The 19,653-nt window shown below is 69.5% G+C and carries 21 protein-coding genes; 10 read left to right on the top strand and 11 right to left on the bottom strand.

Features of this window, described 5'->3' with window-relative positions:
- The first annotated feature begins 48 nt into the window (after positions 1-48).
- Together ACFY5A_RS17990 and ACFY5A_RS17985 are read left to right on the top strand one after the other, a co-directional pair.
- A complete protein-coding gene (locus tag ACFY5A_RS17990; protein ID WP_341941685.1) occupies positions 49-1,263 on the top strand; it encodes a YihY/virulence factor BrkB family protein in 1,215 nt (404 codons plus the stop codon).
- A 10-nt stretch (positions 1,264-1,273) separates the two neighbouring features.
- Positions 1,274-2,113: an exodeoxyribonuclease III gene (locus tag ACFY5A_RS17985; RefSeq protein WP_341941684.1), complete on the top strand. Its 840-nt coding sequence runs from the start codon at positions 1,274-1,276 to the stop codon at positions 2,111-2,113.
- Here ACFY5A_RS17985 and ACFY5A_RS17980 read toward each other — a convergent pair.
- The 3 genes from ACFY5A_RS17980 to ACFY5A_RS17970 are packed head-to-tail and all read right to left on the bottom strand — an operon-like array spanning position 2,107 to position 4,099.
- On the bottom strand, positions 2,107-2,781 hold the full coding sequence (locus ACFY5A_RS17980) for a DUF4166 domain-containing protein (protein ID WP_387236286.1): 675 nt from the start codon (positions 2,779-2,781) through the stop codon (positions 2,107-2,109). The genes ACFY5A_RS17985 and ACFY5A_RS17980 overlap by 7 nt on opposite strands.
- Positions 2,782-2,783: 2 nt before the next feature.
- On the bottom strand, positions 2,784-3,467 hold the full coding sequence (locus ACFY5A_RS17975) for a DUF4166 domain-containing protein (protein ID WP_341941683.1): 684 nt from the start codon (positions 3,465-3,467) through the stop codon (positions 2,784-2,786).
- Entirely contained in the window at positions 3,464-4,099 is a 636-nt protein-coding gene (locus ACFY5A_RS17970) for an SRPBCC family protein (RefSeq protein ID WP_387236283.1), read from the bottom strand. The genes ACFY5A_RS17975 and ACFY5A_RS17970 overlap by 4 nt, the downstream gene beginning before the upstream one ends.
- A gap of 60 nt (positions 4,100-4,159) precedes the next feature.
- On the opposite strand from ACFY5A_RS17970, the gene trpS reads away from it, so the two are divergent.
- Positions 4,160-5,164 carry a tryptophan--tRNA ligase gene (gene trpS / locus ACFY5A_RS17965; RefSeq protein WP_341941681.1) on the top strand — a complete coding sequence of 335 codons (1,005 nt, stop codon included), beginning with the start codon at positions 4,160-4,162 and terminating at the stop codon, positions 5,162-5,164.
- 24 nt (positions 5,165-5,188) lie between these two features.
- The gene (locus tag ACFY5A_RS17960) at positions 5,189-5,944 is read left to right on the top strand and encodes a hypothetical protein (RefSeq protein WP_387236280.1); all 756 of its coding nucleotides are present in this window, start codon (positions 5,189-5,191) and stop codon (positions 5,942-5,944) included.
- 12 nt (positions 5,945-5,956) lie between these two features.
- On the opposite strand, the gene pth is transcribed toward ACFY5A_RS17960, so the two are convergent.
- Together pth and ACFY5A_RS17950 are read right to left on the bottom strand one after the other, a co-directional pair.
- Positions 5,957-6,538: an aminoacyl-tRNA hydrolase gene (gene pth / locus ACFY5A_RS17955; RefSeq protein ID WP_105672233.1), complete on the bottom strand. Its 582-nt coding sequence runs from the start codon at positions 6,536-6,538 to the stop codon at positions 5,957-5,959.
- A 99-nt stretch (positions 6,539-6,637) separates the two neighbouring features.
- Complete coding sequence (locus ACFY5A_RS17950) at positions 6,638-7,240, bottom strand: 50S ribosomal protein L25/general stress protein Ctc (RefSeq protein WP_105672234.1); 603 nt, start codon at positions 7,238-7,240, stop codon at positions 6,638-6,640.
- 223 nt (positions 7,241-7,463) lie between these two features.
- Here ACFY5A_RS17950 and ACFY5A_RS17945 point away from each other — a divergent pair, with 223 nt between their 5' ends.
- Both ACFY5A_RS17945 and gndA read left to right on the top strand, forming a co-directional pair.
- The gene (locus ACFY5A_RS17945; RefSeq protein ID WP_341941679.1) at positions 7,464-7,589 is read left to right on the top strand and encodes a hypothetical protein; all 126 of its coding nucleotides are present in this window, start codon (positions 7,464-7,466) and stop codon (positions 7,587-7,589) included.
- Between the two features lie 118 nt (positions 7,590-7,707).
- The gene (gndA, locus tag ACFY5A_RS17940; RefSeq protein WP_105672235.1) at positions 7,708-9,156 is read left to right on the top strand and encodes an NADP-dependent phosphogluconate dehydrogenase; all 1,449 of its coding nucleotides are present in this window, start codon (positions 7,708-7,710) and stop codon (positions 9,154-9,156) included.
- Between the two features lie 57 nt (positions 9,157-9,213).
- Here the strand turns inward: gndA and ACFY5A_RS17935 are convergent, their stop codons facing one another.
- The 3 genes from ACFY5A_RS17935 to ACFY5A_RS17925 form a co-directional block, all read right to left on the bottom strand.
- A complete protein-coding gene (locus ACFY5A_RS17935) occupies positions 9,214-9,939 on the bottom strand; it encodes an ABC transporter ATP-binding protein (protein WP_387236276.1) in 726 nt (241 codons plus the stop codon).
- 29 nt (positions 9,940-9,968) lie between these two features.
- Positions 9,969-11,423 carry an ABC transporter permease gene (locus tag ACFY5A_RS17930; RefSeq protein WP_387236273.1) on the bottom strand — a complete coding sequence of 485 codons (1,455 nt, stop codon included), beginning with the start codon at positions 11,421-11,423 and terminating at the stop codon, positions 9,969-9,971.
- Between the two features lie 87 nt (positions 11,424-11,510).
- On the bottom strand, positions 11,511-12,395 hold the full coding sequence (locus ACFY5A_RS17925; RefSeq protein WP_387236272.1) for an SMP-30/gluconolactonase/LRE family protein: 885 nt from the start codon (positions 12,393-12,395) through the stop codon (positions 11,511-11,513).
- A gap of 112 nt (positions 12,396-12,507) precedes the next feature.
- Here ACFY5A_RS17925 and ACFY5A_RS17920 point away from each other — a divergent pair, with 112 nt between their 5' ends.
- Positions 12,508-13,425, top strand: a complete 918-nt coding sequence (locus ACFY5A_RS17920) for a dihydrodipicolinate synthase family protein (RefSeq protein WP_105672239.1) — start codon at positions 12,508-12,510, stop codon at positions 13,423-13,425.
- Complete coding sequence (locus tag ACFY5A_RS17915; protein WP_341941675.1) at positions 13,422-14,141, top strand: SDR family oxidoreductase; 720 nt, start codon at positions 13,422-13,424, stop codon at positions 14,139-14,141. The genes ACFY5A_RS17920 and ACFY5A_RS17915 overlap by 4 nt, the downstream gene beginning before the upstream one ends.
- Positions 14,142-14,214: 73 nt before the next feature.
- On the opposite strand, the gene ACFY5A_RS17910 is transcribed toward ACFY5A_RS17915, so the two are convergent.
- The 3 genes from ACFY5A_RS17910 to ACFY5A_RS17900 are packed head-to-tail and all read right to left on the bottom strand — an operon-like array spanning position 14,215 to position 17,260.
- Positions 14,215-15,522 carry an ABC transporter substrate-binding protein gene (locus ACFY5A_RS17910; protein ID WP_105672241.1) on the bottom strand — a complete coding sequence of 436 codons (1,308 nt, stop codon included), beginning with the start codon at positions 15,520-15,522 and terminating at the stop codon, positions 14,215-14,217.
- Between the two features lie 50 nt (positions 15,523-15,572).
- Entirely contained in the window at positions 15,573-16,430 is an 858-nt protein-coding gene (locus ACFY5A_RS17905; RefSeq protein ID WP_105672242.1) for a carbohydrate ABC transporter permease, read from the bottom strand.
- The gene (locus tag ACFY5A_RS17900) at positions 16,430-17,260 is read right to left on the bottom strand and encodes a carbohydrate ABC transporter permease (protein ID WP_223586148.1); all 831 of its coding nucleotides are present in this window, start codon (positions 17,258-17,260) and stop codon (positions 16,430-16,432) included. The genes ACFY5A_RS17905 and ACFY5A_RS17900 overlap by 1 nt, the downstream gene beginning before the upstream one ends.
- Before the next feature lie 331 nt (positions 17,261-17,591).
- On the opposite strand from ACFY5A_RS17900, the gene ACFY5A_RS17895 reads away from it, so the two are divergent.
- Both ACFY5A_RS17895 and ACFY5A_RS17890 read left to right on the top strand, forming a co-directional pair.
- Positions 17,592-18,395 carry an IclR family transcriptional regulator gene (locus tag ACFY5A_RS17895; RefSeq protein WP_105672244.1) on the top strand — a complete coding sequence of 268 codons (804 nt, stop codon included), beginning with the start codon at positions 17,592-17,594 and terminating at the stop codon, positions 18,393-18,395.
- Positions 18,396-18,486: 91 nt separating this feature from the next.
- Complete coding sequence (locus ACFY5A_RS17890; protein ID WP_341941674.1) at positions 18,487-19,647, top strand: mandelate racemase/muconate lactonizing enzyme family protein; 1,161 nt, start codon at positions 18,487-18,489, stop codon at positions 19,645-19,647.
- Positions 19,648-19,653: the final 6 nt, after the last annotated feature.

Below are 19,653 nucleotides of genomic sequence, written 5' to 3'. Positions count from 1 at the left end.
CTCTCTCACGCTGTTCGACACGCCTCCGCCCTTGGATAGGGTGGAGGCGTGTCTGATTCCGGTGGCGCCGCGCCCGAAGCCGGTCGCCTCGATGTGGCCGTCGAACGCGCCACGGCGCTGACCCGGCGCACGCTCGGCCTCTTCCCCGTGCGCGTCTGGCGCCACTTCCTGCAGCACAACGGGTTCCTCCTCGCCGCAGGCGTGAGCTATCAGGCGCTGTTCGCGATCTTCGCAGCGATCTACCTCGCGTTCGCGATCGCCGGCCTGTGGCTGGGAGGGAGCACGGAGGCGGTCGAGGGGATGATCGGGGTCATCAACAGCTACATCCCCAACCTGATCGTCCCTCATGGTGGCCTCATCACTCCCGATCAGGTGCAGGAGATCGCTGCGAACACGACAGGGGTCCTCAGCGTCACCGGTCTGATCGCCCTCGGCACCGTGATCTGGACGGCGATCGGGTGGGTCACCTTCTCCCGACGCGCGACGAGGGACATCTTCGGCCTGCCACCGGACCGCCGCAGCTACGTGCTGTTGAAGGCGAGAGACCTGCTGGCCGCGCTGATCTTCGGCGTCGCACTGATCGCCGGCTCGCTGCTCAGCTCGGCGAGCGCGGGGATCCTGAGCTGGCTCCTCGACCTGCTGGGCTGGGACACGGGCTCCGGCGGACTGAACCTCAGCATCCACATCGGCACCGTCCTCATCTCGTTCGTGCTGCTGTCGTCGGCTCTGGCCGCCATGGTCCGCTTCCTCACCGGAACGTCGCTGCACTGGCGCATCATCTGGCCCGGTGCTCTTCTCGGCGGCGGCGCGATGACGATCCTCCAGTTCGGGGCCGGCTTCCTGCTGAGCTACACGCCCTCGAATCCGCTGCTGGCGACGTTCGCGATCTTCATCGGCCTCCTGCTCTGGTTCCGCATCAACGGCGTCGTGATGCTGGTGGCCTCCTCCTGGATCGCGGTGGCGGCGTCCGACCGTGACGTCCCGCTGTTGCAGCAGACCGAGGCGGAGAGGCGGCTGGCGGAGTACCAGGCGCTGCTGACCGCGGCGCGGATCCGCGTCCGTGAGGCCACGGCCGCGCTCGACGCCGCTCCGTGGCACCGCGCCTGGGCGGCGGGGCGCGACCTGCGCGCCGCCGAGGCCGACCTCGAGGCTCTCGAGGCCGCCGCTCCCCCGCCCGCCGAGCCCAGCACGCCGATCGCACAGCGCCTCCTGAGCGAGCTGAACCGGCCCAGGTCCCCCCGGAATGTCGGCGGCGCCCCATAGGCTTGTGTCCATGTCTCATCTGCGCATCGCCACGGTCAATGTCAACGGGATCCGCGCAGCGGCTCGCAACGGGATGAGCGGATGGCTCGACACCGCAGACGTCGACATCCTGACGCTGCAGGAGGTCCGCGGGCAGGACGAGCACCTGGAAGCGGCCCTCCCCGGTTGGACCTTCGTGCACGACGAGGCGAGCGCCAAGGGTCGCGCGGGAGTCGCCATCGCCAGCCGCACCCCCGCGATCGCCTCGCGCACCGACTTCGGCGACCAGGACTTCGATTCGAAGGGCCGCTGGATCGAGGCCGACTTCGAGATCGGCGGGCGTCCGCTCACCGTGGTGAGCGCGTACGTCCACACGGGCGAGGCCGACACCCCGAAGCAGGACGAGAAGTGGAAGTTCCTCGACGCGTTCTCGACCCGTCTCGCCGAGCTCGGGAAGGATGATGCGCTCGCGCTCGTCACCGGCGACCTCAACGTCGGGCACCGCGAGCTCGACATCAAGAACTGGCGCGGCAACCGCAAGAAGGCGGGCTTCCTCCCCCGTGAGCGCGCCTACTTCGACCGCTTCCTCGGCGAAGCCGGTGCGGATGTCGAAGGGGTCGACGGCTCCGTGGGCACCGGTCTCGGCTGGGTCGACGTGGGGCGCCGGTTCCACGGTGAGGTCGACGGCCCGTACACCTGGTGGTCCATGCGCGGCCAGGCCTTCGACAACGACTCCGGCTGGCGGATCGACTACCACCTCGCGACTCCGGCCCTCGCCGAGCGCGTCACGGCCTATCACGTCGCGCGCGCCGCGGCCTACGACCAGCGCTGGAGCGACCACGCGCCGGTGGTCGTCGACTACAGCTACTGATCCTCGACGCTCGAGTACCGATACCAGCCCCGGTACTCGAGCAGGGTTCCTGCGAGCGGATTCCGCACGGTGACGGCGATCGTGCGTCGGGCGTTGTCGTCGTCCCATCCGTCTTCGACGTCCACGTGCACGGCGAGGATGCCGCGGAGGGCGATCCGGCGGCCGCCGAGACGCAGTGCCGCGCGGCGGGTTCGCATGCGCAGGGTCCCGCCGTCTCCGACCGCGCACTCCTCGATGAGCTCGACGCGTCCGCGCTCGCCGAGCAGCGTGCGCACGAGTCCGGGGTGCACGCTGGTGGTCATCACATCGGAGACGCGCTGCGCACCGCTCGGGAAGCGGAACTCCCGCGTGGTGTGGAGCGTCACCCTCTCGATCACAGCGTCCCCGACCGCCACCGTCGTCACGGTCGACTCGGTGAGCACCGAGAACGGCACGTCCGAGGCGATGCGCGTCACGACGGCATCCCTCCCCAGCAAAGGCATCGCGAGGGCGTTGAGCAGACGGTATCGGCTCCCGGCGCGCGCGAACACGCCCTCGCCCCGGGCGTGCGACGCTGGTGTGCGCATCTGGGCGGCGATCTCGGGGTGCAGCAGCGCGGCGTCGGCGCCCAATGCCCGCAGGAACGCCTCTCCGCTCCCGACCGGAACGCCCTCCCGATCGCCGGGCATGATCACTCTCGCCGTTCCTCGCGGTACGGCTTCACCGTCTCCGGCATGCCCTGTCCGTCGACGAAATCGCAGGTGAACGTGCCCCGGTACCCGAAGAGGAAGCCCAGCACGTCGTTGCGCACCTCCAGATCGATGACGTAGCATCCCCGCTCGTCATCGAAGCGCTCGGTGAGGTGGGCCCGTCCGCTGAACAGCATCGGGAAGCGGAACGCGATCGGCCCCTCGTAGAAACGCTGGGAGCCCGAGGTGAGCCGCAGCCCGCCGTCGTCGGTGACGGCGAGGTCGAGGTCGACGGCCAGGTGCTGGTGCGTACCCAGGTAGTCGACGATCCGGCCCCTGCTGTCGCTGTAGATCATCGTGGCATCGAAACGGCGTCGGAGACCCGGCCTGATCTCCATGGTCCGCACGAACGTGACGGTCTCGCGCCCCAGGCTGTCGACGTACGCATGGTTGTCGATCTGGAAGGGGATGTCGGTCCCTCGGTCGGGGAACAGGATGTTGCGCAGCGTGCCGATGGCGAGGAACGGCAGTGTCCACCACGGGCCTCGGCGCACCTCGTTCATCACGCCCCGTCCGACGCAGCCATAGCCTGCGGCGACCCCCACGCCGAAGCGGCGCTGCATCTCCGGATGCAGGCGCGCGAAATCGGCGCCGAGCGCCCTGGCGAAGATCCCGTCGGCGCTCATGCGTGCAGCTCCGACAGCGAATCCGGCGCCTGCTGCATGATCGTGCCTCCTGCGGCGACGGGACGTGACAGGCACCTCCTCGCGTGGGCGCGCTGTCGCCGACCGGGCATGACGGAACGCCAGAACCCGGTGGCCTCCGGCGGCACGTCCTGCTCCGCCCAGAGCCGCAGCCTGTCGAAGCTCCATGCGGTGAGCCACCACACGAACGGGCGCGTGACGAGCGGATCGAGGAGGCGTCCGAGCAGCCCCCACCCCGGCGCGTAGTCGTATCCGGTGATGAAGCGGACGCCGTCGCCGGTGGGAACATACCGCCAGTATCCGCGGCCGGCGCCGAGCGGCGAGAGCGGGTCGGCGGTGTCGAAGAGGAGGGCGGAGGTGCGCTCCCCCGCGCGACCGCGCCTGTCCCCTCGCGAGACGCCGGTGCCGCGGATGGTGTGGATGCCGAGGTCGAGCTCGTACGCGAACTCCTGCGCGCCGTCGTCACGGACACGCGTAGGCCGGATCGTCGTGAAGCGGCCGTCCCAGCGCACGTGGTGCTCCGGGGTCTGCGTCAACTCCCAGACGCGCTCGATCGGCGCATCGATGAGGATCTCGACGTACAGCGCTCGTTCCCTCCTGCGTCGTTCTCCCATAGCCACAGGGTAGAGGATGCGGAACGCGGCGCCTCGTCGCACGGCGCATAGGATTGACGGGTGAACAAACCTCGCCTGTACTCCGGAATGCAGCCCTCCGCCGACTCCCTCCAGATCGGCAACTACATCGGCGCGCTCCTGCAGTGGCGAGAGCTGCAGACCTCCTACGACGCGTACTTCTCCGTCGTCGATCTGCACGCGCTCACCGTCGCGCAGGACCCGGCCGAGCTCCGCGAGAAGACGCGCCGCACCGCGGCGCAGTACATCGCAGCCGGCATCGAGCCCTCGCAGTCCACTCTCTACGTGCAGTCGCACGTGCGGGCGCACGCCGAGCTCGCCTGGATCCTCTCCACGATCACGGGCTTCGGCGAGGCCGGGCGCATGACGCAGTTCAAGGACAAGTCGGCGCGTTACGGAGCCGACGCGACGAGCGTGGGACTGTTCACGTATCCGGTCCTGATGGCCGCGGACATCCTGCTGTATCAGACCGACGTGGTGCCTGTGGGAGACGACCAGAAGCAGCACGTCGAGCTCACCCGTGACCTCGCCGAGCGCTTCAACTCGCGCTTCGGCGAGACGTTCGTCGTACCGCGCCCCGTGATCCAGAAGGACACGGCGCGCATCTACGATCTGCAGAACCCGACCTCGAAGATGTCGAAGTCGGCCGAGAGCGATGCCGGCGTCCTGTGGATGCTGGACGACCCCGCCAAGTCGGCGAAGAAGATCATGCGCGCGGTGACCGACACCGAGGGCTCGGTGCGCTTCGACCGCGAGACCAAGCCCGGGGTCTCGAACCTGCTGACGATCTATGCGGCCCTCACCGGTCGTCAGGTCGCCTCGATCGAAGACGAGTACGCGGGCCGTGGCTACGGCGACTTCAAGAAGGGTCTGGCCGAGGTCGTCGTGAACGAGTTCGAGCCCGTCCGCACCCGCGCGCTCGAACTGCTGGACGACCCCGCCGAGCTCGACAGGATCCTCGCGGCCAATGCGCAGCGCGCGGATGCCGTCGCCGACGCCACCCTGGGCGACGTCTATGATCGCGTCGGGCTGCTGCGGCGCATCTGATCGCGGCGGCCCTAGGATGGGGGCGTGACTGATCCGCAGCTGCCCCCGCCCTCCGGCGCCCTTCCTCCCGTGCCCCCTGCCCCGCAGGGTGCGGATACGACGTCACCGCAGATGCCGCCGGTTCCTCCGGTCGCTCCCCCTGTCGCGCAGCCTTCGCCCGCCTTCCCGGCAGAGCCGCCCGCGTACCCGGCGCAGCCTCCGGCATACCCGGCGCAGCCGCCGGCTTTCACGGCGCAGCCCCCGGCGTTCCCGGCGCAGCCCCCGACATACCCGGCGGCGGCGCCCGGCGTTCCCGCTCCCGGCCCCGCGTACCAGGCTCCTCCCGGTGCGTATCAGGTCCCGGTGGGCGGCTATGCGGCCCCCGCAGGAGCCTACGCCGCACCGGAGGCGGCATCCGCGAAGCCCTCGGGCCTGCTCGGCACCCTCTCGCTCATCTTCGCCGTGGTGGCCGCGATCGTGATCCCGATCATCGCCGGAGTCTCCGGCTTCGAGATCGGCCGCCACCTCCCCTCGTCGGGGTTCGACGCGAGCGATCCCGAGTTCCTCTCGCTGCTGTCCCCCGCGCGGGACCAGGTGCTCTGGACGGAGATCTCGTTCTGGGTCGGCACGGTGCTCGGCATCGCTGCGATCGTCGTCGGCATCATCGCGATCGCCAAGAAGCAGCGGCGTGGCCTCGGCATCGCCGGCCTGATCCTCGCCGTGATCGGCGCCGGAGGCTTCTGGGTGATCCTGCTGTTCTCGGTCTCGATCGGCACCGCGACGGGCCTCGGCGGCTCCTGAGCCCCGACAGGATCAGCGCGGCGCGTGGTGCTTCTGCTGCGCCGCGAGCAGTCCTTCTGCGACGAGGAGCTCGACGGCATCCGCCGCGTCCGAGACGAGGATGGGCAGGTTCGCACGCTCGTCCTTGCCGAACGGAGACAGCACCCAGTCCGCGGGATCCTGTCGTCCGACCGGCCGTCCGATGCCCACGCGCACGCGCGGGAAGTCGGGGGTGGTGATGGCGCGCGCGATGTCGCGGACGCCGTTGTGCCCTCCGTGGCCTCCACCGGTCTTCAGCTTCACGGTGTCGAAGGGGATGTCGAGCTCGTCGTGCACGACGATGATCTGCTCCGGCGGCACCGAGTAGAAGCGCGCGAGGGCCGCGACCGGTGTGCCCGACACGTTCATGAAGGTGTTCGGCTTCGCGAGCACGAGCTTGTCGCCGCCGGGCCGCAGCCAGGTCTCCACGACCCGCGCTCCGCCCTTGTGCTCGCGGAAGCTCTCGTTCCGACGGGAGGCGAGCTCGTCGACGACCATCTGCCCGATGTTGTGCCTCGTCGTCTCGTACCGGGGTCCCGGGTTGCCGAGTCCGACCACCAGCCAGGTGGATGCCATCTCATCGTCCTTTCGCCCGCGCGTCCGCAGGACTCGGTCAGGATACGACAGAGGGGGCGCGATCTGCTCGCGCCCCCTCTGCGGTGAATCGGTCGGAGATTACTCCGCGGCGGCCTCGGCCTCGGCGGCGGCGTCCGCCTCATCGTCCGCGGCGGTGCCGGAGGACGGGACGGAGATCGCGACGACGAGCACCTCGGGGTCGGAGAGCAGCGTCGAGCCCTTGGGCAGGACGACATCGGCGGCGGTGATGTGCGCGCCGTCCTCGAGACCCTCGATCGACACCTCGAGGTTCTCCGGGATGTGCGTGGCCTCGGCCTCGATGGACAGGGTGGTCGCGTCGAGGTTCGCGATGGTTCCGGAAGCGGACTCGCCCACGAGAACGACGGGGATGTCGATCGTGACCTTCTCGCCCTTCTTCACCACGAGCAGGTCGATGTGCTCGATGATCTGGTGCACCGGGTCCTTCTGCACGTCCTTGACCAGGGTGAGCTGGTCGCCCTTGCCCTCGATCTGGAGCTCGAGAACGGCGTTCGCGCGACGGATGATGAGCGAGACCTGGTGGCCGGGCAGTGCGACGTGCACCGGCTCGGTGCCGTGGCCGTAGATGACGGCGGGGATCTTGCCGGCGGCGCGGAGGCGGCGGGCGAAGCCCTTGCCGAAGTTGCTGCGCAGCTCGGCCTGGACCTTGGTGTCTTCAGACATGTGGTTCTCCTTCGGGACACGCAGCGGTGCGCCACGCGGTGGTCTCTTCGTCATGATCTCGAACGCAGACGCGCGAGAAAGCCACCGGGCCTGCTCCGCCGCGTCGATAACGGACGCCTGCGCACGCGCAGAAGCGTCCCTCGCCGAGGTACATCCTCAATGGTACCCGATCACCCGATAGGCTGTAGCCACCGATCATCCCACCCAGATCACGGAGAATCCCATGCTCGACGGCGCCTTCCTCTCACACGCACTCGCATGGCTGATCGGCGCGATGACGGTCTGCGCGGCGGTGTTCACTTTCGCCGCGCTGTTCTCCCTCGGCCGCTCGGGCTACCGCAAGGACTGACTCCCCCGCGCCTCCTCGTTCGTCGGATGCTCCGCGCATCCACGACACACGCGCGCTCCCGCTCTCCACGTCGCGATAATCTGGGTTCATCCCCTACTTCACGATCGAGGAGCCCTCTGTGCCCGAAGCATCAGCGAACATCGGAGTCGTCGGACTCGCCGTCATGGGTTCGAACCTCGCCCGCAACCTCGCGAGCCGCGAGGGCAACACCGTGGCGATCTTCAACCGCAGCTACGAGAAGACGCAGTCCGTGCTCGACGCGCACCCGGAGGCGGGCTTCATCCCGGCCTCCACCTACCAGGAGTTCGCGGACTCTCTGCAGAAGCCGCGCACCGCGATCATCATGGTCAAGGCCGGCGGCCCGACGGATGCCGTGATCGACTCCCTGGTCTCGGTCTTCGAGCCCGGCGACATCATCGTCGACGGCGGCAACGCCTTCTTCCCCGACACGATCCGCCGCGAGAAGGCCGTCCGCGAGACCGGCATCAACTTCGTCGGCGCCGGTATCTCCGGCGGTGAGGAGGGCGCACTCCTGGGCCCGTCGATCATGCCCGGCGGTTCCGACGAGTCGTGGGTGACCCTCGGCCCGATCCTGAAGTCGATCGCCGCCGTCGCCGAGGGCGAGCCGTGCGTCACGCACGTCGGCCACGACGGCGCCGGCCACTTCGTCAAGATGGTGCACAACGGCATCGAATACGCCGACATGCAGCTCATCGCCGAGGCGTACGACCTCATCCGCCGCGGCACGGGCAAGTCGCCGGCCGAGATCGCCGAGATCTTCGCCGAGTGGAACAAGGGCGAGCTGGAGAGCTACCTGATCGAGATCACCGCCGAGGTGCTGCGCCAGATCGACGCCGCCACCGGCGAGCCGCTGGTCGACGTCATCGTCGACCAGGCGGGCGCGAAGGGCACCGGCGCATGGACCGTGCAGACGGCCCTCTCGCTCGGCGTCCCGGTCTCTGGCATCGCCGAGGCCACCTTCGCCCGCTCGCTGTCCTCGCACCCCGAGCAGCGCGCCGTGGCATCCGCCCTCCCCGGCCCCGACGAGGAGTTCGCCGTCGCCGATCAGGAGGCGTTCATCGAGGACGTGCGCCTCGCGCTGTACGCGTCGAAGATCGTCGCGTACTCGCAGGGCTTCGACGAGATCCGCGCCGGTGCAGCGGAGTACGACTGGAAGATCGACCTCGGCGCCATCTCCAAGATCTGGCGCGGCGGCTGCATCATCCGCGCGCAGTTCCTCAACCGCATCGCCGACGCCTACGACGCCGAGCCCGGTCTGCCCGTGCTGATGACGGCGCCGTACTTCGCCGAGGTCTTCGGTCGCGCCCAGGCGGCGTGGCGCCGCGTGGTCGTCGCCGCTGCCGAGGCCGGCATCCCCGCTCCCGCGTTCTCCTCGTCGCTGTCGTACTACGACGGCATCCGGGCCGACCGCCTGCCGGCCGCCCTCGTGCAGGGCCAGCGCGACTTCTTCGGCGCGCACACCTACAAGCGCATCGACAAGCCCGGCACCTTCCACACTCTGTGGTCGGGCGACCGCACCGAGATCGAGGCGGAAGACACGCACTGAGCGCGTCCGACACCATGACGAAGGCCCCGGCTCACCGCCGGGGCCTTCGTCATCTGCTCAGCGCGTGATGTCCTGCACGCGTCCGTTCGCCAGACGCAGCCGCCGCGTCGCCCGACGGGCCACGGCCGAATCGTGGGTGACGACGATCATCGTGATGCCCTCGGCGCACAGGTTCTCCAGCAGCGTGAGGATCTCGTCCCGCATGCTCTCGTCCAGATTGCCCGTCGGCTCGTCGGCCAGCAGCACCCGAGGGCGCTTGACGATGGCCCTGGCGATCGCGACCCGCTGCTGCTGTCCTCCGGAGAGCTCGGTCGGCAGGTGCCTACCCCGGTCGTCGAGGCCGACGTGGGCGAGCGCGGCGGCGACCCGCGACTCCCGCTCCGCTCGTCCGAGCGACAACGGCTCCAGCGCCATGTTCACGTTCTCCGACGCGGTGAGCGTCGGGATCAGGTTGAAACCCTGGAACACGAACCCGATCTCCTCGGCGCGAATCCGATTGAGCTCGCGCGCGGACGCACGGGCGAGCTCCGCTCCGCCGAATCGGAGCGATCCGGATGACGGCCGGTCGAGAGCGCCGAGGAGCTGCAGGAGCGTCGACTTCCCTCCGCCCGTCGGCCCCTGGATCGTGACGAACTCGCCCGGCATGATGGCGAGGTCGACGCCGGTCACTGCGGTGACCGTGCGCCCCTTCTGCGCGTAGGTGCGGGTGAGACCCTCCGCCTGGTAGAGCGGAACCCCTGGTTCCGTGTCCTCCGCCGAGTGCACTGCTTCTGCGATGCTCATGTCTGATTCTCCTTGTCCGTATGAGTCCGTCATGCGACCGAGCGCAGTGCCTCGGCCGGGCTGAGCCGTGCGGCCCGCCATCCTCCGAAGGCGCCGGCGACCAGTCCACCGAGGACGGCGAGGCCCACCGCGGCGGCGAGCACCCAGGGGGTGAACGGCGCGTGGAGCACGATGTCCGCCGCCTGCTGCACCTGGAACATGCCGCCTCCCGTGGGGCCGCCCTGACCCCCGGGACCGCCCTGTGCACCGCCGCTCGAGGCGGCGACCGTCGGCTTCAGCACGTTGATGAGCACGATCCCCGCGATGCCGAGGACGAGGCCCGCCGCTCCGCCGATCAGCCCCTGGAGCATCGACTCCACGGCGACCTGACGGACGACCCTGCCGTTGGACCAGCCGATCGCCTTGAGCGTGCCGAACTCCCGCGTGCGTCGCGAGACGCCGGAGAGCGTGAGCAGCACCGAGATGAGCACGGCCACGGCGAGCACGATGACCGACAGCCACGTGCCGAGGTTCGTGATCAGCGAGGTCGCGCTCGAGAGCGACGCGGACACGGTGGAGGCGAGCTCGGACTGCGAGGTGACCGTCGCATCGGGCAGCTCCTTCGTCAGCGCCGTCTGCACCGCATCGATCCCCGATGCGGAGTCGGCCTGCACGTAGATCGTCGAGACGACGTCGCCCGCGCCGGAGAGCTCCTGCGCGGTGTCGAGCGGCAGATAGACGTTCGCCGCGGTGTCGGCGGTGTCGGAGGTCGAGGCGACGATGCCGACGACCTGCACGGTCGAGCCGGCGACGTCGATCGTGCCGCCGACGGCGATCTCGTTCGTCGCCGCGTAGGTCGCATCGACGAGCGCGACGAGCGCCCCCGCATCGCCGCTGGTGAAGGCGCGGCCGTCGCTGACTTCGACCGAGGCCAGCGGTCCGACGGATGCCGTCCCCGGGTCGATCCCCAGCACGGAGAACGAGTCGATTCCGAACGAGCCGCCGCCCGATCCGTCTGCGCCGCCCTGCGGGGCGGTCTCGCCCTCCTGGGGAGCACTCTGGCCACCCTGCGGAGAGAATCCTCCGCTCGGCATCTCGCCCGTGAACGTGGAGTCGGTCAGGCTGAGCGCCGCGGATGCCCCGGCAACGCCCTTCGTCGAGGACACCGTGTCGAGCACCGAGCTCTCCAGAGTGCCGCGCATGAAGTCGGTCCGCAGCGTCGAGCGACTGAGGGTCGTCGTCTCTCCGTCTGTGCTGCCGTCGTCAGCGCCGAAGTCGAAGCGCTGGGGTCCGCCCTCCCCCGGCTCTGCTGCGGCGCCGGTCACGGTGAGGTCGGTGCCGACCCCGTACACCGACTCCAGCGCCTGGGCCTGCGCATCGCGGACTCCCGTGGTGAGCGCGTTGACGACGATCACCAGGCCGATGGCGATCGCCAGGCCGATGGCGACGATCAGCGTCTGTCTCTTGCGGCCCGCCAGTTCGCGCCGCAGATATGTCCCGTACATGTGTCTCCTTCCTCCGCGCGATTTCGCGGGTGAGGATGACGGTATGCACCACCGCTATGGGGACCTGAGGGACGCCCGATGGGAAGCCTATGGACGCGGATGCCGCCCGCGCCACGGCAGCGCGGGCGCGCCGGGAGCATCGACCTCGACACCCAGCAGCGCGCCGTCCGCGGTCGATGGATGCTCCAGCCCCACGCTCGCCGTCGTGATCACGAGGAGTCGGTCGACGAGGGCGACGGCGGTCGGTCGCTTCGCGGGGAGCTCGATCGTCTCCACGAGCCGACCCGCGGGAGAGTAACGACGCACTTCTGCGGCATCCCAGACCGCGACCCAGAGCATGCCCTCCTCGTCGATGGTCATGCCGTCGGGGTTGCCGCCGTCGACGCGGCACACGGTGCGCCGTCCGGAGAGGCGCCCGTCCGGGGCGACGTCGAAGGCCTCGATGCTGCGATGGGGCAGCGTGTCGATGTAGTAGAGCGTCGAACCGGAGTCGTCGAAGACGAGCCCGTTGGACACGGTGACCCCGCCGAGCCTCTCGGTGGCGACGCCGTCCGCGTCGATGCTCCACAGTGCGCAGTGCGGGTCGCGGGGCATCGACTGACTGCCCACCCAGAAGCGTCCGGCGGGGTCGCACCCGCCGTCGTTCATGTAGTCGCCGGGTGCGGCGAGGTCGGCGATCAGCGGGACGACCGACCCGTCGTCCCCGACGTGGACGAATCCGCGGTCGACGGCGACCGCCCACCCCGCTCCCGCATCGGCGAGCGGAGCGGGAGCGCCGATCTGGGCGCCGACGACGACGGAGGGGCCGGCCACGACCCTGCCGTCGGCGATGCTGCCGCGATGGAACCTGCCGGTCGACATGTCGATCCACGCCAAGGTTCCGTCGCGCGCGTCCCAGCGCGGGGACTCCGCCTGAACGTAGCGTTCCTCGGAGAGGATCTCGACACGGCGTGAGCGGGGGGAACGCGACATCGGGGCCAGCTTTCAGTGGTAGTCCATAACCGTTATGTGGCAGACTATCTCACAATGTGCATAACGCTTGCGTGAATGCGAGACTCCGATTGCGAAAGCAGGGAACTGGCCAATGCCTCCGACACTCCACGGCTTGATGCCGATCCTGGCGACCCCGTTCGACGAATCGGGCGCGCTCGACCGGCCGGGCCTCCGACGCCTGGTCGAGTTCCAGCTCGCCTCCGAGGTCGACGGCGTCGCCGTCTTCGGGATGGCCAGCGAGGGGTTCGCCCTCACGACCGACGAGCGGCGCACCATCCTCGCCGACGTCGTCGAGGTCGTCGACGGGCACGTCCCCGTCATCGCCGGCGTGAACGGCACCTCGACGGCCACCTCGATCGAGCAGGCGCTCCTGGCCGAGGAGGGGGGCGCTCACGCCCTCATGGTCCTCCCGCCGTTCATGGTCAAGCCCCCCGCGGCGACCCTCGTCGACTTCTACGGCGATGTCGCCGCGGCGACATCGCTGTCGGTCATGGTGCAGGACGCCCCCGGCGTCACCGGCGTCGTCATGCCGCCCGCGCTCATCGCGCAGCTCGCCCGCCTCGACAACGTCGACTCGGTCAAGGTCGAGGCTCCGCCCACGGCCCCCAAGGTGGGCGCCGTCGTCGAGGCGATCGGCGACGCCGACTTCGCCGTGCTCGGCGGGCAGAACGCCCAGTTCTGCCTGGAGGAGTACGCCCGCGGCGCCGTCGGCACCATGCCGGCGTGCGAGTTCCCCGATCTGCTCGGCCCTGTGCTCGCCGACTTCGTCGCGGGGCGCGTCGACGAGGCGCGCGCCGGCTTCCGTCGTATGCTCCCTCTCGTGCTCATCGGACTGCAGGGCGGCATCGCGTGGGCGGTGCACAAGGAGATCCTCGTCGCGCGCGGCATCATCGAGCACGCGACCGTGCGGTACCCGGCATCGCGACTCGACGAGGGCAGCCGCGCCGCGGTCGACCTCGTGATCGAGGAGCTCGCTCTTCCCGCCGTCCCGTCAGCGGTGCGCGTGTGAGCGGCCGCGGCGTCCTGCTCATCGGCGCCAGCTCCGACATCGGCCTCGCGATCGCGCGCGCGTTCGCGTCCGACGGCGACGCCGTCGTCGGCGTCGGCCTCGAGCCCTCCGACGATCCAGTCTTCGCCCGCTACCTCGTCGCCGACTGCAGTCGGCCCGAGGCCGCGGACACCGCTGTCGCAGACGCCGTGCAGGCGCTGGACGGCCTCGACGTGGTCGTGCTCGCCGCAGGACGGATGCCGGTCAGCCCCGCGCACTCGACGAGCGACGACGACTGGCGCGGGGCGCTGGGCGCGACCCTCGACTCCGCGTTCTTCGTCGCTCGCGCGGCGCTCCCGCATCTCGCTCGCGGCGCGGCGATCGTCGCCGTCACGTCCGTGAACGCCTCCCTCGCCGCGCCTGGCCTGCCCGCGTACGCGGCGGCCAAGGCCGGCGTGGCCGGCCTCGTGCGTCAGCTGGCCCTCGAGTACGGCCCCCAGGGCATCCGCGTCAACGCGGTCGAGCCCGGCAGCATCTCCGCGATCGACACCGGAGAGAGCGAGGGCTACCCGCTCGGACGGATCGGCAGACCGGAGGAGGTCGCCTCCGTCGTCGCGTTCCTCGCATCCGACGCCGCGTCGTTCGTGACCGGCGCCTCGATCGCGGTCGACGGCGGTCTCTCCATCTCCTCCCCCGCCGCGTGGCTCAAGCCCGTGCTGCGCGAGCGCTGGCTCTGAGACCTCACTCCTCACATCGAGACGACGAATGCCCCGCCGGAGAATCCGGCGGGGCATTCGTGTGCGGTGGCTGCTACTTGTTGGAGTCGAGCAGCCCCTGCACCTCCTTCTTCAGAGCGTTGAGGCCGGCCTGCACGTCGACCTGGCCGGCGAGGATCGTGGCGATGCCACCGCCGATCGCGGCGTCGATCTGCGCGGTCACGGCCACGCGATCCCACGCAGCGCCTCGCGCGTGCTCGGAGACCTCGGTCCGGAACGCCGCCTGGAACTTGTCGGCGGCGAGAGCGGGGATCTGGTCGGCGACCGTCTTCGCCGCCGGCGCCACGGCCGACCGCTCGTACAGCGCCGTCGCCGCCTTCACGTTGGTCGCGGCGTAGGTGATGAACTCGCGGCTCGTGAGCTCGCCCTCACCCGCACTCGCGAAGAGGCCGCTGCCCCACGCCCGGTTGTACGACTTCTTGCTGCCGACGGTCGGACGGGAGATCGCGCCGATGTTGTCGACGATGTTCTGCGCCCCGCCGTTGGTCTTCACGAAGGTCGACGCGAGGGGCGCGTCGTCGTACAGGGCCGTCCTGCCGCTGGCGAACAGGATGCGGGCATCGCTGCGCGCCACGTTGGTCTGTGTGAGGCCGTCGTCCTGCAGGGACTTGTACCAGGTGATCGCCTTGACGCTCTCCGCGTCGCCGAGCGTGCAGACGAGGTCATCGGTCACGACATCGCTGCCGAACCCCCACATCCAGTGCACGGCATCCTTCAGCTCCGAGGCCTTGGTCACCGCGGCGTACGGGATGAGCGAGGAGTCCTGGGACTTGATCTTCTCGAGCGCCGTCGCGAACTTCTCGACGGACATGCCGGAGGTGATCCCGACGCTCTTCGCGATCTCGCCGTTGGTGATGAGGCCGATGCCGGCCGCCGTCAGCGGCAGGACGAGCAGCTTGCCGTCCATCGTGTACGAGTCCAGCACGCCCTGCGGGATGCCGAGGCCCTTGGCGAGGTCGGTGAGGTCGGCGAGCACGTTCATCGGGGTGAGCACCTGCCATCCGCCCGACTGCCCGACGCCGAGGAGCTTGCCGGAGCGTCCGGTGAGGGCGAGCTGCGTCGCGGCCTGGTCGTACGGGTAGATGACCGGTGCCACCTTCACGCCGGCCTTCGACGAGAACCCGTCGAGGATGCCCTGCCACGCGGGCTTGAGCGCCTCCTCACCGAGGGAGTTGCCGTAGAAGTTGATGGTCTTCGCCTTCGTCGCCGCGTTCGTCGCGGTGACGGAGCCGGGACCGGCGGGGGTGGCGCAGCCCGCGAGGGTGAGGGCGCCGAGGGCGACCAGGGCTGTGCTTCCGCCGAGGAAGGCACGGCGGCTCAGCTGCGTGTTCGTGATGGTCATGGAGACTGCTCCTTCATCGAGTTGTTCGGGTCGAGATGGTCATGGCGGCGCTATCCCTTCACCGCTCCGGCGGCGAGGCCGGAGACGAAGTAGCGCTGGAGGAGGACGAAGATGATCACGAGGGGAAGGGACGTGATGAGCGATGCCGCCATCAGCGCCGGCCAGTCGGCCGTCCCCTCGCGGATGAACGCCTGCGTGAGCCCCGCGGGCAGGGTCTGCTTGTCCGGTCCGGCGAGGGTGAGTGCGAAGAGCAGATCGCTCCAGCCCCGCATGAAGGCGAACATCGCGGCGGTGATGAGCCCCGGCACGACGAGGGGGAACACGATGCGGAACATGGTCCCCGTGCGCGAGAGTCCGTCGACCTTCGCGGCCTCGAGGATGTCGTCCGGCAGCCCGTCGATGATGCCCTTGAGCAGGAACACCGTGAGCGGGAGTGTGAACGTCGTGAACGAGATGATCAGACCCGTGTAGGTGTAGAGCAGCCCGGCGGAGCTGAGCATCAGGTAGAGGGAGATCAGCAGCAGCGCTCCGGGGATGAGCTGCCCGATGAGGAACATGAACATGATCGCGTTGCGCCCGCGGTAGCGGAACTTGGAGAGCGAGTAGGCCATGAGCCCGCCGACCAGGACGGCCAGCACCGCGGTGCCGGTCGAGACCACCACGCTGTTGCCGAGGTTCTTGATCAGCGCATCGTTCTGGAAGAAGCCGATGAAGTTCTCGAACGTCGGATCGACCGGGAAGAACGGACGGTCCTGCGCGAAGACGTCCTCCTTCTTCGTGAACGCCGTGGCGGTGAGCCAGTAGATCGGCAGCAGTCCGAACAGCGCGAGCAGCACGAGGCCGATGCGTCCGGGGAGCGAGAGGCGGGGGCGGATGATCGACTCTCCGATGTCGCGGCTGCGGCTCATCACTTCTCCAGTCGTCGGTTGAGGAGCAGGTACCCGCTCGAGATGATCGCGAGGAGGACGAGCCAGAGGGCGCCCATCGCGGAGGCCTTGCCGAGTTCGTAGCTGCCGAACGCGAGCTGATAGAGGCTGAGCGCCAGGGTGGTCGTCGAGTCGCCGGGGCCACCGCCGGTCATCACGAAGATCGTGTCGAAGTTGCCGAAGTTGTAGATGAACTCCAGCACTGCGACGAGGGCGACGGGACCGGCGATGTGCGGGAGCGAGATGTAGCGGAATCGCTGCGACCGCGTGGCGCCGTCGATCGTGGCCGCCTCGATCTGCTCGCTGGGGAGCGTCTGGAGCACGGCGAGTGCGACGACCATGATCCAGGGGAACGAGTGCCAGGTCTTCGCGATGATGACCGCGGCCATGGCGCCGACGGGGTTGCCGAGCATGCTGATCTCGGGAAGACCGAAGACGGCGAGCACGTGGTTGACCACGCCGTAGCTGTCGTTGAAGATCCAGGCCCAGAGGAAGGACACCACGACGCCGGGCAGCAGCCACGGGAGCATGAGCGCGCCGCGGAGGATGTTGCGTCCGCGGAGGCGGGAGTTGAGCAGGATCGCGAGCGCGACGCCCAGCACGAGGGGGAAGATCGTGGAGAGCGACGAGAAGACGAGGGTGGTGCCCAGCCGGGCGACGAACTCGTCCCACACCGCGACGTAGTTGTCGAACCCGACGAAGGTCCGCTCCGGGCGGAGGAGCGACTGGTCGTACAGGCTCGTGCCGATGCTCGACACGAGCGGGAAGATCGCGATCACGAGGAACAGCAGGACCGCGGGAAGTGCGATCATGAATCCGAAGGTGCGATCCTTCGCGCCCAGCGTCGAGCGTCGCCCGGAACGCGGTTCGACCCGTTCGCGTGTCTCGGGCCGCTCGAGGGTGGCTTGTGGCATTGCTTTCACTTTCGAGTAGGGAAGATCCCGTACGGGATCGTGCGCGTCGTCGTCACAGTCGTCGACGTTGACGTGCGGCTAGTCAACCACAATGCGGATGCGAAATCCACAAAATGCATAAGACACCCACATTTGCCTTGCTCGATGCCACTTCTCTCATTAGGATGACTGGCAGCGGCGTGGAGCCGCGACGCCGCTGATGCGGCGCCAGCAAGGAGGAGGAGTCGACATGGCATCGGAATCGGTGGGAGGCACCCAGACCGTCGAACGGGCGATGTCGCTGCTCGCATGCTTCACCGAGGAGTCGGGAGAGCTGCGCGTCTCCGAGCTCTGCACGCTGACGGGCCTCGGCCAGTCCACGGTCTCGCGCATGATGTCGGCACTCGACCGCATGAAGTTCGTGGTGCAGGACGCACGCACCGGCCTCTACCGCCTCGGCCCCGCCGCGGTCGCGCTCGGCACGATCGCCCTCAACGGCTCTCCGATCCACCGCGCCTCCCGGCAGATCGCGCAGAACCTCGCCCGCCGCATCGAGATCGGCGTGAACGTCGCCGAGCTCAGCGGCTTCACCTTCACCTACCTCTGCAACTTCGAGGGCGCGCTCGCACCGAAGTCGTTCGCGATGGCCGGCCGCACCGGCCCGCTGCACGCCACGGGCCTCGGCAAGGCTCTGCTGGCCGGGATGCCGTCGGCCGCGGTCGACGAGTACTTCCAGCAGTCCCCGCAGCGCTTCACCCCCCACACGATCGTCGACCGCGACGCCATGCAGACAGCCCTCGACGAGACCCGCAGCCGCGGGTACGCGACGGAGATCGAGGAGCTCGCCTTCGGCCGCGCCTGCATCGCGGCGCCGATCCGCAACAGGGCGGGAGAGGTCGTCGCCGCGCTCTCCGCGAGCGGACCGCTCTCGGTGCTGGATCTGCACGCACCCCATCAGGAGCTCGCGCTGCAGCTGATCGAGGCGGCCGACGAGATCTCCGTGGCCCTGGGCTACAGCCCCTCCCGCTCCGCGTCGGCGTTCGCCGCGCTCTGACCCGCGGCGCGGCATCGACCGCGACGCTCGAATCCCCCGCCGAGGCACCCGCCATCGGCCTCTTCCCTCACGACTGTCTTCGGAGACCCCTGTGAAAATCGCGCGCGTGCAGACCTTCCCGCTCTTCCTGTCGAGGGAGGAAGCCGACGACTCCTACGCGGGCGACACGGGCGTGGCGCATCGCGGCTACGTCATCCGACCGCCGTGGCGGAGCCTGTACTCCCCCGGCTACGAGACCCTGATGGTGAAGATCGAGACCGACGACGGCCTGGTCGGGTGGGGAGAGGCGCTCGCCCCCGTCGCCCCTGAGGTCGCCGCGGCGATCGTGGATCGCCTGCTCGCGCCGCTCATCATCGGGGAGGACCCCCGTTCGGTGCGGACGCTCTGGCACCGCATGACGGAGTCGATGCGCGAGCGCGGCCACCTCACCGGTCATCAGGCCGACGCGATGGCGGCGGTCGACATCGCCCTGTGGGACCTCTGGGGGCGCGCGACCGGACTCTCGGTGTCCGAACTCGCCGGCGGACGCTTCGCCGAGGTCCTGCCCGCCTACGTCTCCGGCATCCGCGGGGACGACGACGTGGAGCGCGCCGACAAGGCCGCCGCGCTCGTCGAGGCCGGCGTTCGCCGCATCAAGCTGCACCTCGGCACCGACATCCGCACCGACCTCGCGACCTTCGACGCGATCAAGGCGGTGCACCCTGACCTCGATCTCGCGCTCGACGCCCACTGGACGTACCGCCTCGGGGAGGCGAAGGCGCTCGGCCGGGAGCTCGACGACCGCAGGGCCTGGTTCTTCGAGGCGCCGCTGGCTCCGGAGGACGTCGAGGGGCACCGCGACCTCGCGGCGAGCCTCGCCACCCCCATCGCCGTGGGCGAGGCGATGCGCAGCCGCTTCGAGTTCGCCGACTGGCTCAGCCGCCGGGCGGTCGGGCTCACGCAGCCCGACATCGGACGCACGGGCATCACCGAGGGTCTCGCGATCGCCGCCGTCGCCGACGCGTTCCACGCCCAGGTCGCCCCTCACCACTCGGCCGCGTTCGGCATCGCGATGGCTGCGGGCGTGCACGTCGCGGCGAGCTCCGCCTCCCTGCTCGCGTTCGAGTACCAGCCGTTCACGCTTCCGGTGGCGAACCGCATCCTCACCACTCCGCTGGAGGTGCAGCCCGACGGCGGCTTCATCGTCCCCACCGGCCCCGGCCTCGGCGTCGAGGTCGACGAGGACGCGGTCCGCGGGTACGTGCGCAGCTGAGCGCAG

It is taken from the genome of Microbacterium sp. NPDC012755 (genome assembly GCF_042901325.1).
Taxonomy (GTDB): Bacteria; Actinomycetota; Actinomycetes; order Actinomycetales; family Microbacteriaceae; genus Microbacterium; species Microbacterium natoriense.
The sequence above is the reverse complement of the archived record's forward strand: the minus strand, read 5'-3'. Positions and strand labels throughout refer to the sequence as shown.